At 68.1% G+C, this 14,503-nt stretch carries 14 protein-coding genes; 6 read left to right on the forward strand and 8 right to left on the reverse strand.

The window, feature by feature from the left end; genetic code table 11:
* Positions 1-150: 150 nt before the first annotated feature.
* Both J2S53_RS11855 and J2S53_RS11860 read right to left on the reverse strand, forming a co-directional pair.
* Positions 151-1,446: a thymidine phosphorylase gene (locus tag J2S53_RS11855; protein WP_456241017.1), complete on the reverse strand. Its 1,296-nt coding sequence runs from the start codon at positions 1,444-1,446 to the stop codon at positions 151-153.
* Positions 1,447-1,520: 74 nt separating this feature from the next.
* Positions 1,521-1,913 (reverse strand): cytidine deaminase, encoded by a 393-nt coding sequence (locus tag J2S53_RS11860; RefSeq protein WP_092979533.1) that lies wholly within the window; start codon positions 1,911-1,913, stop codon positions 1,521-1,523.
* A 451-nt stretch (positions 1,914-2,364) separates the two neighbouring features.
* On the opposite strand from J2S53_RS11860, the gene sdhC reads away from it, so the two are divergent.
* Genes sdhC through J2S53_RS11880 form a run of 4 tightly spaced genes read left to right on the forward strand, consistent with a single transcriptional unit; the run spans position 2,365 to position 5,851 of the window.
* On the forward strand, positions 2,365-2,799 hold the full coding sequence (sdhC, locus tag J2S53_RS11865; RefSeq protein ID WP_092979532.1) for a succinate dehydrogenase, cytochrome b556 subunit: 435 nt from the start codon (positions 2,365-2,367) through the stop codon (positions 2,797-2,799).
* A gap of 7 nt (positions 2,800-2,806) precedes the next feature.
* Entirely contained in the window at positions 2,807-3,226 is a 420-nt protein-coding gene (locus J2S53_RS11870) for a succinate dehydrogenase hydrophobic membrane anchor subunit (RefSeq protein ID WP_092979531.1), read from the forward strand.
* A 37-nt stretch (positions 3,227-3,263) separates the two neighbouring features.
* The gene (gene sdhA, locus J2S53_RS11875; RefSeq protein ID WP_456241018.1) at positions 3,264-5,054 is read left to right on the forward strand and encodes a succinate dehydrogenase flavoprotein subunit; all 1,791 of its coding nucleotides are present in this window, start codon (positions 3,264-3,266) and stop codon (positions 5,052-5,054) included.
* Positions 5,054-5,851 carry a succinate dehydrogenase iron-sulfur subunit gene (locus J2S53_RS11880; RefSeq protein WP_092922773.1) on the forward strand — a complete coding sequence of 266 codons (798 nt, stop codon included), beginning with the start codon at positions 5,054-5,056 and terminating at the stop codon, positions 5,849-5,851. Before sdhA ends, J2S53_RS11880 begins: the two co-directional genes overlap by 1 nt.
* Before the next feature lie 444 nt (positions 5,852-6,295).
* Here J2S53_RS11880 and J2S53_RS11885 read toward each other — a convergent pair whose 3' ends face one another.
* Entirely contained in the window at positions 6,296-6,526 is a 231-nt protein-coding gene (locus J2S53_RS11885) for an SCO4848 family membrane protein (RefSeq protein ID WP_456241019.1), read from the reverse strand.
* A 127-nt stretch (positions 6,527-6,653) separates the two neighbouring features.
* Here J2S53_RS11885 and J2S53_RS11890 point away from each other — a divergent pair, with 127 nt between their 5' ends.
* Positions 6,654-7,922, forward strand: a complete 1,269-nt coding sequence (locus tag J2S53_RS11890) for a D-alanyl-D-alanine carboxypeptidase family protein (RefSeq protein WP_456241020.1) — start codon at positions 6,654-6,656, stop codon at positions 7,920-7,922.
* Between the two features lie 34 nt (positions 7,923-7,956).
* Here J2S53_RS11890 and yhjD read toward each other — a convergent pair whose 3' ends face one another.
* From yhjD to J2S53_RS11915, 5 genes are all read right to left on the reverse strand, one after another.
* Positions 7,957-8,994 (reverse strand): inner membrane protein YhjD, encoded by a 1,038-nt coding sequence (gene yhjD, locus J2S53_RS11895; RefSeq protein ID WP_456241021.1) that lies wholly within the window; start codon positions 8,992-8,994, stop codon positions 7,957-7,959.
* A gap of 60 nt (positions 8,995-9,054) precedes the next feature.
* Positions 9,055-10,080 carry a tryptophan--tRNA ligase gene (gene trpS, locus J2S53_RS11900; protein WP_456242776.1) on the reverse strand — a complete coding sequence of 342 codons (1,026 nt, stop codon included), beginning with the start codon at positions 10,078-10,080 and terminating at the stop codon, positions 9,055-9,057.
* 214 nt (positions 10,081-10,294) lie between these two features.
* On the reverse strand, positions 10,295-10,534 hold the full coding sequence (locus J2S53_RS11905) for a hypothetical protein (protein WP_456241022.1): 240 nt from the start codon (positions 10,532-10,534) through the stop codon (positions 10,295-10,297).
* A 415-nt stretch (positions 10,535-10,949) separates the two neighbouring features.
* Positions 10,950-11,462: a hypothetical protein gene (locus J2S53_RS11910; RefSeq protein ID WP_456241023.1), complete on the reverse strand. Its 513-nt coding sequence runs from the start codon at positions 11,460-11,462 to the stop codon at positions 10,950-10,952.
* 150 nt (positions 11,463-11,612) lie between these two features.
* The gene (locus J2S53_RS11915) at positions 11,613-12,338 is read right to left on the reverse strand and encodes a hypothetical protein (protein WP_456241024.1); all 726 of its coding nucleotides are present in this window, start codon (positions 12,336-12,338) and stop codon (positions 11,613-11,615) included.
* Between the two features lie 181 nt (positions 12,339-12,519).
* On the opposite strand from J2S53_RS11915, the gene J2S53_RS11920 reads away from it, so the two are divergent.
* Positions 12,520-14,499 (forward strand): ArnT family glycosyltransferase, encoded by a 1,980-nt coding sequence (locus J2S53_RS11920; protein ID WP_456241025.1) that lies wholly within the window; start codon positions 12,520-12,522, stop codon positions 14,497-14,499.
* The last annotated feature ends 4 nt before the right edge of the window (positions 14,500-14,503 follow it).

The following is a 14,503-nucleotide window of genomic DNA, read 5'->3' on the forward strand; positions in this document are numbered from 1 at the left end:
ACGCGAGTGCCGACTTCCACCGGAGCACGCACCGGGCAGGTCCGTGACATGCCCTAGGGGCGCCGCTCCGGCGACGTCGGCACAGTGAACGGGGATCGACGGGGACCACACGGTGTGGCGCCCCGCGGGGCCGAAGCGGCCCCGCGGGTGTCACACCGCCACGTCGGAACCGGTCACGCGCTCCAGCACCACCGGCTCGGTCCGGACCTCACCGTGGGTGATCTCGTAGGCCTCGTGCAGTCGACGTGACGCGTCCTCGACCGTGCCCGGATCGTCGGTGTGCAGTTCGAACAACGGCTCGCCCCCGGACACCCGGTCCCCGGGTTTGGCCAGGCAACGTACGCCCGCGGCGTGCCGCACCTCGTCCTCCTTGCGTGCCCGTCCGGCACCCAACAACCACGCGGCGGCACCGACCGCACGGGCGTCCAGCGTGGCGAGGTTTCCGCTCCGCGGCGCGTGCAACGTGTGTACGTGCGCGGCGGCGGGGAGGTCCGCGTCGGGATCACCGCCCTGCGCGGTGACGAGAGCACGCCACTTCTCGTACGCCGCCCCGGATGCCAGCACCCCGGCCGGATCCACATCGGACAACCCACTGCTCGCCAGCATCTCGCGGGCCAGCGCGAGCGTGAGTTCGGTGACGTCGGAAGGGCCCTCTCCCCGCAGCACGCTCACCGCCTCGGTGACCTCCAGAGCGTTTCCCACCGCCACGCCCAACGGCGCCGACATCGAGGTCAACAGCGCGCTGGTGCGCACCCCGTTGTCGTTGCCGGTGGCGACCAGCGTCCTGGCGAGACGTCTCAACTGCTCCGGTTCGGTCAGCAGGGCGCCCGAACCGCACTTGACGTCCAGCACCAGCGAGGCGGTGCCCTCCGCGAGCTTCTTGCTCAGGATGGAACCGGCGATCAGCGGCACCGACTCGACCGTGCCGGTCACGTCCCGGAGGGCGTACATCCTGCTGTCGGCGGGGGCGATCCGTTCCGTGGCGGCGCAGATCACCGCTCCCACATCGTCGAGGTTGCGGTACAGCTCGGCGGTGCTGAGCCGAGCGCGCCAACCGGGGATCGACTCCAGCTTGTCGAGCGTCCCTCCGGTGTGCCCGAGGCCGCGGCCGGACAGCTGCGGCACGGCGGCCCCGCAGGCCGCCACCAGTGGTGTCAGCGCGAGGGTGATCTTGTCCCCCACACCGCCGGTGGAGTGCTTGTCCACCGTGGGACGGTCCAGAGCGCCGAGATCCAGCATCTCACCGGAGGAGGCCATCGCCGCCGTCCAGCGGACGGTCTCGGCGTCGTCCATCCCCCGCAACAGGATCGCCATCGCCAGCGCCGACATCTGTTCCTCGGCGACCTCACCCCGGGTGTAGGCGTCGATCACCCAGTCGATCTGCGCCGCCGAGAGCCTGCCCCCGTCCCGTTTGGCGCCGATGATCTCCACGACACTGTGCGGCATGACACGCTCCGGTTCGGGCGTTGGTGCGATGGGCGAAGAGGCTGCCGGCCGATTCAGGGAGGTTACCGGCCGGTTCAGGGCGGCGGCGCGAAGGGATGCGGCAGTAGCTGCCGTATCGGCAGGATGCCCTCCTGGGTGTCGACCAGGCACTCCGGCCCGCCCATCTCGTTGAGCAGTTGCCTGCACCGACCGCAGGGCATGAGCGGGTTGCCCTGCCCGTCCCGAACCGAAACGGCGACCAGACCACCACCCCCGCTCATCCGGAGCTCGCCCACCAACGTGCACTCGGCGCACAACGTCACACCGTAGGAGGCGTTCTCGACGTTGCACCCCACCACCACACGCCCGTCGGTACAGTTCGCCGCCGCCCCCACGGCGAGCCCGGAGTAGGGGCAGTAGGCGTGCTCGGCGGCGAAGGTGGCGGCTGCCCGCAGGGCGGGCCAGTCGACGGAGTTGGGTTCGACCAAGTTCCCCGATCACCACCCGTACTCACTCGTTCGGGAACTACTCAACGTAATCACCCTTCGTTCGTGTCCCAATCGCACCGCCCACTGCCCAAAAAGTGAAATATGTCAATGACGAACAATGGCGGACCTGCGCACACCGCTCGACACGTGCGTTAATACGATAAGGGTGACGCTAATCTCGGACCAGCCGGTTGACACCCACGCCACAGCGAGGCGTCTACTCGGGGCAGAACGGGATCTACATCGATCAACCCACCCCCGGTAGTTGTCTGCTCGATCACAGCGGGCACATGCGAGTAGGACAGCCGGCGGGCGCGGGTCTAGCATCCGATGGGTCAAGGGTCCGTTCGGGTAATCGGCGCGGGCGCAGGGTGCTGCGGTTACGGGCCGTTCTCCGCGCAGCATCCGGAACGGGCCCAGAGTCCACCAGCGACGTTGGAGGCCTTCCGTCATGGCCAGCACAACCGCCACCGCGGCGGAGGGACGCCCTCGCGGGGAAGCACCTCGTGCCAAGGGCACCCTCTATCGCGGCGACCTGGGCATGTGGTCGTGGGTCGCCCACCGCATCACGGGCGTGCTCACCTTCTTCTTCCTGTTCGTACACGTCCTGGACACCGCGTTGGTGCGGGTCTCACCCAACGCGTACGACACGGTGATCGAGACTTACAAGCATCCACTGATGATCGTGTTCGAGCTCGGGCTGCTCGCGGCGGTGCTGTTCCACGCGTTCAACGGAATCCGCGTGATGCTCGTCGACTTCTGGTCCAGGGGACCGGGGCTGCAGCGACCGATGCTGTGGACAGTCCTGGTGCTGTGGCTGGTGTTGATCATCCCGGCCGGCATCAGCATGATCACCCGCGCCGCCACGGAACTGTTCGGGGGTTAGTACGACCATGACCACTACCGAAGCACCACTGTCAGTCGACAAGCCGCGTTCCCCCGGGCGTCCAGCGGCCAGGCGCAGCAACTTCGAGCTCTACAGCTGGGTATTCATGCGGCTGTCCGGAGTCGTGCTGCTGTTCCTCGTCCTCGGGCACTTGCTGATCATGCTCTTCCTGGACGGCGGGGTGCACCGGATCAACTTCGCCTTCGTGGCGGGCCGCTGGGCATCACCGTTCTGGCAGCTCTGGGACCTGACGATGCTGTGGCTGGCGGGTCTGCACGGCGGCAACGGGCTGCGAACCGTCATCAACGACTATTCACGTTCCGACCGTACCCGCTTCTGGCTGAAGATGCTGCTGTACTGCTCGATCGTGCTGACCGTGGTACTGGGAACGTACGTGCTGTTCACCTTCGATCCGAACATCAGCTGACGCGCGGCCCAGCAGGCGACGAGCCAAGGAGACCACCATGCAATTCCACAAGTACGACGTGGTCGTCGTCGGCGCGGGCGGCGCGGGAATGCGCGCCGCCATCGAGTCCGGCCAGCGCGCCCGCACCGCCGTACTCACCAAGCTCTACCCGACCCGCTCGCACACCGGTGCGGCGCAGGGCGGGATGTGTGCCGCACTCGCCAACGTCGAGGAGGACAACTGGGAGTGGCACACCTTCGACACCATCAAGGGCGGTGACTACCTGGTCGACCAGGACGCGGCCGAGGTGATGGCCAAGGAGGCCATCGACGCGGTGCTCGACCTGGAGAAGATGGGGCTGCCGTTCAACCGCACCCCGGAGGGCCGCATCGACCAGCGGCGCTTCGGCGGGCACACCAGGGATCACGGCAAGGCGCCCGTGCGGCGCTCCTGCTACGCGGCCGACCGCACCGGCCACATGATCCTGCAGACGCTCTACCAGACGTGCATCAAGCACGGCGTGGAGTTCTTCAACGAGTTCTACGTGCTCGACGTCAACATGACCACCGACGAGGACGGGCAGCAGCGCTGCACCGGGGCCGTGGCGTACGAACTCGCCACCGGCGAGATCCACGTCTTCCAGGCCAAGTCGGTGATCTTCGCGACCGGCGGTTTCGGCAAGATCTTCAAGACGACCTCGAACGCGCACACCCTCACCGGCGACGGCATGGGCATCGTCTACCGCAAGGGACTGCCGCTGGAGGACATGGAGTTCTACCAGTTCCACCCGACCGGTCTGGCCGGACTGGGCATCCTCATCTCGGAGGCGGTGCGCGGCGAAGGCGGAATCCTGCGCAACGTCGACGGCGAGCGCTTCATGGAGCGCTACGCCCCCACCATCAAGGACCTCGCACCGCGCGACATCGTGGCACGGTCCATGGCGATGGAGGTGCTGGAGGGCCGCGGCGCCGGACCGAACAAGGACCACGTGCTGCTGGACGTCACACACCTCGGTGAGGACGTGCTGGAGAGCAAGCTGCCGGACATCACGGAGTTCTCCCGCACCTACCTGGGCGTGGAGCCGTTGCACGAGCCGGTCCCGGTCTACCCCACCGCGCACTACGCGATGGGCGGCGTTCCCACCAACATCGACGCCGAGGTGCTCGGCGACAACGACAACGTGGTTCCCGGCTTGTACGCGGCGGGCGAGGTCGCCTGCGTCTCGGTGCACGGCTCCAACCGGCTCGGCACCAACTCGCTGCTGGACATCAACGTCTTCGGGCGTCGTGCCGGTATCGCGGCCGCGGAGTACGCCCAGCGGCACGAGTTCCCCGAACTGCCGGAGAATCCGGCTCAGCTGGTCGAGGGAATGGTCGATCACCTCCGCACCGCGGAGGGCGGCGAGCGGGTAGCCAACATCCGCACCGCGCTGCAGGAGACGATGGACGCCAACGCCTCGGTCTACCGCACCGAGGAGACCCTCAAGCAGGCGTTGTCGGACGTACAGCTGCTCAAGGAGCGCTACGGCCGCGTGGCCGTGCACGACAAGGGCAAGCGCTACAACCACGACCTGCTGGAAGCGGTCGAGCTGGGCTTCCTGCTCGACCTCGCCGAGGCACTCGTCAACTCCGCGTTGGCACGCAAGGAATCACGTGGCGGACACGCACGCGAGGACTACACGACCCGCGACGACACCAACTTCATGCGGCACAGCATGCAGTACAAGCAGCTGCCCGATGAACAGGATCCGAACGCGCCGCTGGGCCTGACCGGTTTCCTCTCGGACATCCGCTTGGACTACAAGCCCGTCACCGTAACCCGGTACCAGCCGATGGAGCGTAAGTACTGATGACCGCCCCCACCACCGACGCGAACAGCGACACGGCCGCCGTCGACCTGCCCTCGGACGCTCCCCCGATCCCGGAGGGCGCGACGATGGTCACGGTCAAGATCGAGCGCTACAACCCGGAGGTCGACGACGACCTGCACTGGGAGTCGTACCGCATTCCGGCGCTGCCCAGCGACCGCGTGCTCAACCTGCTGCACTACATCAAGTGGTACATCGACGGCACGCTGACCTTCCGGCGTTCCTGCGCGCACGGCGTGTGCGGTTCGGACGCCATGCGGATCAACGGTGTCAACCGGCTGGCGTGCAAGGTCCTGATGAAGGACATGTTCGCCAAGAAGGGCGAGACCACCATCACGGTGGAGCCGATCAAGGGCCTTCCGGTCGAGAAGGACCTGCTGGTCAACATGGAGCCCTTCTTCGAGGCGTACAAGGCGATCAAGCCTTACCTCGTCGCCACCGGGAACGACCCGACGCGGGAGCGGATCCAGTCGGTCGCCGAGCGGGAGCGGTTCGACGACACGACCAAGTGCATCCTCTGCGCGGCCTGCACCACCTCGTGCCCGGTCTACTGGTCGGAGGGCTCCTACTTCGGGCCGGCGGCGATCGTCAACGCGCACCGGTTCATCTTCGACAGCAGGGACGAGGCCGCCGAGGAGCGGTTGGACATCCTCAACGACATCGACGGGGTGTGGCGCTGCCGCACCACGTTCAACTGCACCGACGCCTGCCCGCGTGGTATCCAGGTGACCAAGGCGATCCAGGAGGTCAAGCGGGCACTGATGTTCCGCAGGCGCTGATTCCGAGGCGCTGACCGGACTCTCCGTGATGCCGCGTTCCGGTGGGCGGTCGATCCCGCGCGGGATCGACGGCTCGCCGGAACGTGACGCACGGGGGTGGTGGTCCGTACGGTCTCTCACGGCCGGGAGACCCCGTACCTCGTTGTACGGGGTCGTGGAACGTGTGTGCCGCGGCGAGTGGGAACACGACGGCGCACACTCCCGGGCCCCTGGACAGCGGACGATCGCCGCTGCCTCGGCGCACGGAAACACGGAGCCACCGGCCCGGTGGCGTTCGTGACCCCGCGCGATCACGATAGCCGGATTCGTGGCCGACGTCTCCTCCGGCTCACGAAGACGGACATACATCACGAACCGCACCGCCGCCGAGCGGCCGAGCGCGCTCGCGCGCACCCCTCACCGGTCCCGTTCGCCCCCGGTTCCCGGGGGACCCGCCCCGAGGAGTCAACCTCTCCTGCTCGCGAGGTAGGCGCGCAAACCGAACACACCGATCACGGTTCCCAGCACGAGCGAGACCACCGCGATCACCACGTGCACCCACAGGAACGCCGTCGGCGCCCCGTCCGACCAAGACTGCTCGTCACCGAGGATGTTCCGGAGGAAGGTGGGCCACAGCAACCAGGACCAGACCCCGAAGGCCAGCAGGAACAACGCCATACCACGGGTAATTCGCACGTTCCCAGTATCTACTGTGCCCGCGACCACAACGTCCTCGGGCACACCCCTCCCCCTCCGACACATCCCAGCTCCTCGAACACTCGGCGGATTCGCACCACCGTGCGAGTGCCCTAGGGTGGTCCGCGTGTCCACAGCAGCCACTCGCCTACCGGTCCGACTCGCCACGGCAGTGCTGGCGGCGATCCTGTCGATGGGACTGTTCGTGCCCACGGGCGCGGCAACGATGAACCGGACGCGGTCGAGCTGTCCGAACGCCACGCTGCCTCCCTCACCTGTGGACAGCTCGGAGGTACCCGCGCCGGGAGAACCCACCCCGAAGCCGCTTCCGGTCCCGGAGGAACCGATCGGCGGGCCCGGAATGGGGCACTGCGGCGTCGTGATCCCGCCGGAAGCCCCCGCACCGCCGAAGCGGGTGAGCTCGGCCACCTGGATCGTGGCGGAGTTGGACAGCGGGAAAGTGCTGGCTGCCAAGAACCCGCACGGCAGATACCGTCCCGCCTCGGTGATCAAGGTTCTGACAGGGCTCGTCGCCGCACGCGAGCTGGAGCTCTCCGACACGATCACGGCCACCGAGTCCGACGCGGCGGTCGAGGGCAGCGCGGTGGGGCTGGAGCCGGGTGTCGACTACACGGTGCGCCAAGTGCTGACGGGACTGATCCTGCAGTCGGGCAACGACGCCGCGCACGCGCTGGCACGAAAGATCGGCGGCACCGGGGAAACCGTGCGGCGCATGAACGAGCTCGCGGAACGACTGCGCGCCCGCGACACCAGAGCCGCCACCACCTCCGGGCTCGACGGTCCGGGTATGAGCACTTCGGCCTACGACATGGCACTGATCCTGCGCGCCGCGCTGAACGACCCGGAATTCGCGCGCCCGGCGGGCACCAGGCGCACCCGGCTCCCCGCACCGTCCGGCCAACCGCCGGTGCGCATCGCCAGCGACAGCGACGTGATGCGCGACTATCCCGGGGCGGTTTTCGGCAAGACCGGTTTCACCAACGACGCCCGGCACACCAGGGTCGTCGCGGCGGAGCGGAACGGTCGCGAACTGGTCGCGGTGCTGCTGCGTGGCGAACACCGCCCGGTGGACCTGTCCGAGCAGGCTGCCGCGCTGCTCGACTACGGCTTTCGCCTAAACGGGGACCGAGTGGTCGGCAAACTCGTAGCACGACGGGCACCCGAACCGAGCACCACCTCCACCGCCGACACCGCGGTCGAAGCGGCACAGCGGACGTCGGAGCCCGAAAGCGACCGGTTCCCACGCACGGGGGTCGGTCTCCTGATACTGCTGGTGGTGGCGATGCTGCTGCTCGTGGCCGCACTGCGGCTCCAGCGCGCCCGCAGGCAAGCCGAGAGCGCTACCCGGCGGGACGATTCGGAAGACAGCGGCTGACGGCCGGTTGCCACGCCCGCAGCTTGCCACGCCCTCAGCGCCGCCCGCGCAGCAGCCAACCGAGCAGGGTCCCGAGCCCGAACACCCCCACGGCCGCACCCGTGCCGCGTCGGGGCGGCACCACCGGGCGGATCACGGCAGGTGGCGGCGGCTCCACGGCCGCCACGGGCTGGTTCTCCCTGGCGGAGGCGGTCCAGGCGGTGACGAACAGCAGGAACCGGGAAGTCAGGTAGGCGAACACCAGCAACCCGAGGATGGGGCCGAACGCGGCTGCCGCCGGTGAGCCGCTGAGGCTGTTCAGGTACACCACACCGACCTGTTTGAGCACCTCGAACCCGACAGCGGCGAACAGCGCCCCCCACACCGCGCTGCGCAGTGTCACGGGTTGCCTGGGGAGCCGGGCGAGCACCCACAGGAAGACGAGCCAGCTGGCCGCCAGCGACAGCAGCACGGCCAGCAACCACAGCACGAGGCCCACCCAGGCGTTGTTCTCGATGCCCGCCAGCCGGAACAGCATCCTGCCCACCCCGCCGCCCAGCGCGCTGATCCCGAACGAGACCGCCATAGCCACCCCGAGCCCGATCAGTGAGAGCAGATCGGCGAGGGTCCGCTTGAGAAAGGACAGAGCCGTCGGCCCCTGCCCCCACTGGGCGGTGAGCGCCTCACGCAGGTTGGTCATCCATCCCAGACCCGAGTACAGCGCGGCCAGCAGACCGATGATCCCGACAGCGCCCGCCTGCTTGATCGCCTCGTCGACGATGTCGTTGATCAACTGGCTCAGCTGTGGGCTGGGCACGGCTTCGGAGATGGCCGACTGGAGGCGTCGCAGCAGGTCGGGATCGCTGGTCAGCACGAAACCGGCCACCGCGAACACGATCATCAGCAGCGGCACGAGCGCCAGCACGCTGAAGTAGGTGATCGCGGCCGCGTAGTAGTCCCCGTAGTGGCTCTGATACCGCTGCGCGGCCCGGACCAGCCGATCCAACCGGGGGTAACGCGCCCGCAGCAGCTCGAACCTGCCGGGGCTCGGCTGCTCCCGGGCGGTGCGTGCCGGTTGACTACGGTCGACCACCTGCTCCTACCTCCGCGGTGTCGCTCGTCGGTGGCAGCAGGTTACCCCGAAAGGATCAGTTCAGCCCGCCGGAGGTAGGAAACCCACGCGATCGTAGGCGTCCCGCAGGGTCCGCGAGGCCACCGCCCGAGCACGCTCGGCACCGCGCCGCAGAACCTTGTCGAGCTCGGCCGGATCGTCCAGGTACTCGGCCACCCGCTGCTGGAAGGGGGTGAGGAAGTCGACGAGCACCGCGCCGAGGTCCTTCTTCAGGTCGCCGTAGCCGCTGCCCTCGTAGGCCGTCTCCAGCTCGGCGACGGACCTGCCGGTCATCCCCGAGTAGATCACCAGCAGGTTGCTCACCCCGGGCTTGTTCTCCGGGTCGTAACGGATGTCGCGTTCGTTGTCGGTCACCGCCGAACGCACCTTCTTGGCGGTGCGCTTGGGGTCCTCCATGAACTCCACGACGCCGGAGGGGATCGACTTGCTCATCTTCGAGGTCGGGTCCTGCAGGTCGAAGATGCGGGCCGTGTCCTCGGGGATGTGGGCGTCGGGGACGACGAAGGTGGAGCCGAACCGGGAGTTGAACCGCTGCGCGAGCGTGCGGCTGAGTTCCAGGTGCTGGCGCTGGTCCTCACCGACCGGCACCACGTCGGTGCCGTAGAGCAGGATGTCGGAGGCCATCAGCGCCGGGTAGGTGAACAGCCCGACGCTGACGTGCTCGTCGTCCTGCCGCGCGGACTTGTCCTTGAACTGCGTCATGCGGGAGGCCTCGCCGAAGCCGGTGAGGCACTCCAGCACCCAGCCCAGCTGGGTGTGCTCCGCGACGTGGCTCTGCACGAACAGCGTGCTGCGTTCGGGATCGATCCCCAGCGCCAGCAGCTGGGCGGCCGCGTTGCGGGTGTTGGCGCGCAGTTCCTCGGGGTCCTTGGCGATGGTGATCGAGTGCAGATCCACCACGCAGTAGAAGGCGTCGTGGGTTTCCTGCAACGCTATCCAGTTGCGCAGCGCTCCGAGGTAGTTACCGAGCTGGAAGGAGCCGGCCGTGGGCTGGATGCCGGAGAACACGCGGGGACGCGCGGTGGACCCGCCGGATTCGGTGGTCACGGAGCCGGACTCGGTGGTAACGGAACTCTCGGTGTGCACGTGGCCGATTCTGGCAGAACCGCGTCCGCGGCGGTCGGGCGAGGGTGGCGATCCGCGCTCTCGTGCGGACTCCCCGACGTCGCGTAGGTCGCCAACCGATGTCGCGGCCCCGGAGCGGAAGCCGGCGGGAGGCCCCGCCGAGCGAGCGACCCGGCAACCCGACCGGAAACTCCGATCAGCTCCGGCGCTGGTTCTCGGGCTGAACCGGGACCTTCTTGCGCCGCAACGTGCCCGCGATCATCCCGATCACGCCGATCACGACGGCGCCGAGGCCCACCGGAGTGCTCAACGCGTCGAGCGGGGTGGCCTGCGCTCGCACTGTTTCGGTGGCCGCCTGCGCCGGAGCACCGGTGATCAACAGCGTCATCGCGAGCATCGACGACCACGCGCCTGCGCGCACCACAAGTCTACGCACGAGCCGTGCCTTTCTGGTCGGACTTCGATCGTTGTATCCCACGGAGAACGCCGCGCGTTCCGTGCCGTCACCCCGGACGCCCCACCGATTCGGATCCGGTGCCGAGAACGTCCCACGATCGTGCGGTGACAGCGGAGAGCGTATTGGTCGACACGGGAACGGCGACAACGGGGCCGCACACCACGACCGGCCATCGGACTGAACACCGGTCCATCCCGGTTTCCGGCCACACCCCGTGAGACGCGTGGCGGAATCCAGGGTTGCGAACGAACCCGAAAAAACGGGAACCGATACGTTGCGAACGCGGATGAACGCGTTCGGTGTTCAGAGTGAGGCCATCAACCGCGCCCGGGACAACCGACAGTCACCGAGCTGACCCATCGGCGAGAGTTTCTCGGAATTCGACGACTATGCTTCACAACTTCGCGAAACTCACTCCACGCCAGGTCCAACCACAATCGGTGACGGCTTTTCGGAGCGGATTCTTCATTTCCGAGGTCGAAAAGGTCGCCTGACGTTCCCAGCGTCGCTTTCCGTCCTCACCTTTCCGCAGCGCCCACACGGCTTTGACGCTCTTGGCCTGTCCTCGTTCGAACTCGGCCCCGTGCACGACCTGTGGAACACCGCGGACCCAGTCGATCGTCCACTTGTGATCCGTGGAGCGGATCTCCCGCTGATCCGGATCGAACCGCAGCAGGATGCTGTAGAACTCGCGCTCACTGAATATCCTGAAGTACTCGTACCAGTACGGATTCATGACCCGCCACTCGCACACCAGATCGACACCCTCGGGGCGCCCGTCACGCACTTCGTAGGAGGCGTCGGGCCGGTTGACCGACATCAGCGCCTGGTAGACCTCCTGCGACGAACGCGGTTTAACCCCCTGCTCGGGCCGCTTGGTACCGGTGAACCAGTCGAACAACCCCATACTCACCTCCCGTCGACGACAGTTGGTTGCTCACCCTACCGAGTGAGTGCACCGCTCCGCCGGAAGATCGACGAAAAAATCCGCCCACCCCGAAGAACGGGATGGGCGGAAATCACGCTTCGTGCGAAGCGTCCCCGAGACGGTCAGTGTTCAGTCATCCCCGGAATCCTCGGAACCGCTTCCCGGACCACCGCCGGGCGCGTTTCCGGAACCGCCGGAATCACCACCCTGGCCGCTGTTCCCACCCCGACCGGGAAAACCGCCGTCTCCGGTGCTGTTCCCCGAACCGTTCCCGGACCGCTGACCACTGATCGTGGTGGCCGTCGCGTCGTCCTCCGACAACGTCGCGACGACCGTGACGGACCGCCCCTGTTCCAGCTCGTCGAGCGAGGTCTGACCGCTGTCGACGACGGTCTCGGAGTTCACGGTGTAGTCACGCCGGTAGTCATCACCGCTTCGCACCGTGATCTCCGCGTCGCCGACGGCGGTGAGCGTGCCACGCTGCACCCGCTTCGTGCGGTAGCTCCCCTGCTCGGTCCGCACGGTGAACTCACCGTGCATCGCGTCCGACAGGACGGCCCCGGACTCCGCGGTGTCCCCGTTCCCCGCACTGCCCGGTTGGCCCATTCCCCCGAAGCCACCACCGCTGCTCCCGCTGAAGGCGGCACCACCTCCGGGACCGCCCATCCGCCCCGTAGCGGAGCCGGAAGTGATCGCGGTGACCGACAGACTGCCCGCGACCCCGACCGCGAGCGCGATCGCGACCACGGCGAGCGTACGCCGTGGCCCCCACCGCGCGGGGCCTTCCGCACGACGGGGCGGTTCCGGCTCGGCGGTTTCGCGCCACTCCTCGTCCGCCGCGGCACTGTCTGCCATGCTCTGCTCCCAACTCACGACTGGTCACGGAACCGTGGGTCTCACCCTGCCGTGCGCGACTGGGCACCCGCCGGGAGCGAGGTAAGAATTCGCCGGGAATCGGATCCGGGAGGGCGATACTCGGCGAACACCAAGGAAACACTCGGACTCTCGTAAGGTCGCGCTGCCAGGCTCGATCACGATGGACACACTCCTGGCAGGGCGTCAGTCGAGCCCGTCCCCGAACGAACCGACCCGGCGTTCACACCCGTGGCGAGCACTGCGCGGCCGTTCGTCCGACCCGGCATGGGTTCGCCCGGCACTGCTGCTCCTGCTCGCGGTGGCGGCACTGCTCTACGCGTGGGGACTGGGCTCCTCGGACTGGGCCAACGGGTTCTACTCGGCCGCGGTGCAGGCGGGCACCCAGAGCTGGCAGGCATGGCTGTTCGGCTCCAGCGACGCGGCCAACGCGATCACCGTGGACAAACCGCCCGCCGCGTTGTGGCCGATGGTGCTCTCCGCACGGATATTCGGGCTGAGTTCGTGGAGCATCCTGCTGCCACAGGCGTTGGCCGGGGTGCTGACGGTGGGGCTGCTCTACGCCACGGTGCGCCGTTGCGCGGGACCGACGGCGGGACTGCTGGCCGGTGCGGTGCAGCTGCTCACCCCGGTGGCGGTGTTGATGTTCCGCTTCAACAACCCCGACGCGCTGCTGGTGCTGTTGCTGGTGGCCGCGGCCTACTGCGTGGTGCGCGCCACCGAACGGGCGAGCCCGCTCTGGCTCTCCCTCGCCGGAGTCGCCATCGGGTTCGGCTTCCTGACCAAGATGCTGCAGGCGTTCGTGGTGCTGCCCGTGTTCGCGGCCGTGTACCTGCTGGCGGCACCGATCGCGTGGTGGAAGCGGCTCTCGCACCTGGCGGTCGCTGGACTGAGCGTGCTGGTCTCGGCGGGGTGGTACATCGCGCTCGTCGAATTCTGGCCGAGCTCGAACCGTCCCTACATCGGAGGGTCGCAGCACGACAGCCTGTGGGAACTGACCGTCGGTTACAACGGACTCGGGCGGCTGACCGGTGAGGAGGCCGGCGGGCTGGGCAACACCAATTCCGACATGGGCTGGAACCGGCTGCTGGGAGCCGAGATGGGCGATCAGATCGGCTGGCTGCTTCCCGCTGCGCTGATCCTGCTGGCAGCCGGGCTCTGGATGACCCGACGGGCACCGCGCACCGACCCGACCAGGGTGAATCTGCTGCTGTGGGGTGGCTGGCTGGTGCTGACCGGGGTCATCTTCAGCTATGCCAACGGCATCATCCACTCGTACTACGCGGTGGCGCTGTCGCCCGCGGTCGCGGCACTCGTCGGAATCGGCGGCACCATGCTGTGGCACAACCGCGAGGACCCGAGAACGCGGCTCACGCTGGCGGGAACCGTGCTGATCACGGTGACGGTCGGTGCGCTGCTGCTGCGGGAGAGCACCGAGCGGCACCAGTGGCTCGTCCCCGCCGTGGTCTTCCTCGGAACGGCGGCCGCCTGCCTGCTGCTGGTGGTGAGTCGAACCTCCCGCGCGTTGGCGCTGTCGGCAGTGGCCGCCGCGCTCGTGGCGTGCCTGACGCTGCCCACCGTCTGCTCGGTGGCCACCGCGGCCACACCGCACACCGGAGTACTGCCGGCGGCCGGTTTCGGTGGTTCCGACGGTTTCGGAGGCGACGGGGGCGGCGGTGGCGGCGGGGGCGATCCCGGTCGCGGGGGTGGCACACCGTTCGGCAACGGTGGCTTCGCAGGGGGCGGCGGTGGCGGCGGTGGCGGCGCGTTCGGCATCAGCACGCCGGACGATCAGCTGCGCGAGCTGCTGCTGGAGGACGCGGAGTCCTACAGCTGGGTGGCCGCGACCACCGGCTCCAGCAATGCCGCCGGGTACCAACTCGCCACCCGCCAACCGGTGATGGCGATCGGCGGCTTCAACGGAACGGATCCCTACCCCACTCTCGGGCGGTTCCGGGAACTGGTCGAGGCGGGTCGGATCCACTACTACATCGACGCCTCGATCCTCGGCGGCATGGGCGGTATGACCACGGGGGCCGACAACAGCGCAACCGGGACGGCGGACCGGATCAGCCAGTGGGTGGAGCGGAACTACGAGGCGCGGACCGTCAACGGAACCACCGTCTACGACCTGGGCGATTGAGCGT

It is taken from the genome of Actinopolyspora lacussalsi (genome assembly GCA_030803735.1).
In the GTDB taxonomy this organism is placed as follows: Bacteria; Actinomycetota; Actinomycetes; order Mycobacteriales; family Pseudonocardiaceae; genus Actinopolyspora; species Actinopolyspora lacussalsi.

Excerpts from the sequence above, each read along its gene's own strand:
- J2S53_RS11855 (WP_456241017.1), bottom strand. The coding sequence starts at position 1,446 with ATGCCGCACAGTGTCGTGGAGATCATCGGCGCCAAACGGGACGGGGGC.
- sdhC (WP_092979532.1), top strand. The coding sequence starts at position 2,365 with ATGGCCAGCACAACCGCCACCGCGGCGGAGGGACGCCCTCGCGGGGAA.
- J2S53_RS11870 (WP_092979531.1), top strand. The coding sequence starts at position 2,807 with ATGACCACTACCGAAGCACCACTGTCAGTCGACAAGCCGCGTTCCCCC.
- sdhA (WP_456241018.1), top strand. The coding sequence starts at position 3,264 with ATGCAATTCCACAAGTACGACGTGGTCGTCGTCGGCGCGGGCGGCGCG.
- J2S53_RS11880 (WP_092922773.1), top strand. The coding sequence starts at position 5,054 with ATGACCGCCCCCACCACCGACGCGAACAGCGACACGGCCGCCGTCGAC.
- J2S53_RS11910 (WP_456241023.1), bottom strand. The coding sequence starts at position 11,462 with ATGGGGTTGTTCGACTGGTTCACCGGTACCAAGCGGCCCGAGCAGGGG.
- J2S53_RS11915 (WP_456241024.1), bottom strand. The coding sequence starts at position 12,338 with ATGGCAGACAGTGCCGCGGCGGACGAGGAGTGGCGCGAAACCGCCGAG.
- J2S53_RS11920 (WP_456241025.1), top strand. The coding sequence starts at position 12,520 with ATGGACACACTCCTGGCAGGGCGTCAGTCGAGCCCGTCCCCGAACGAA.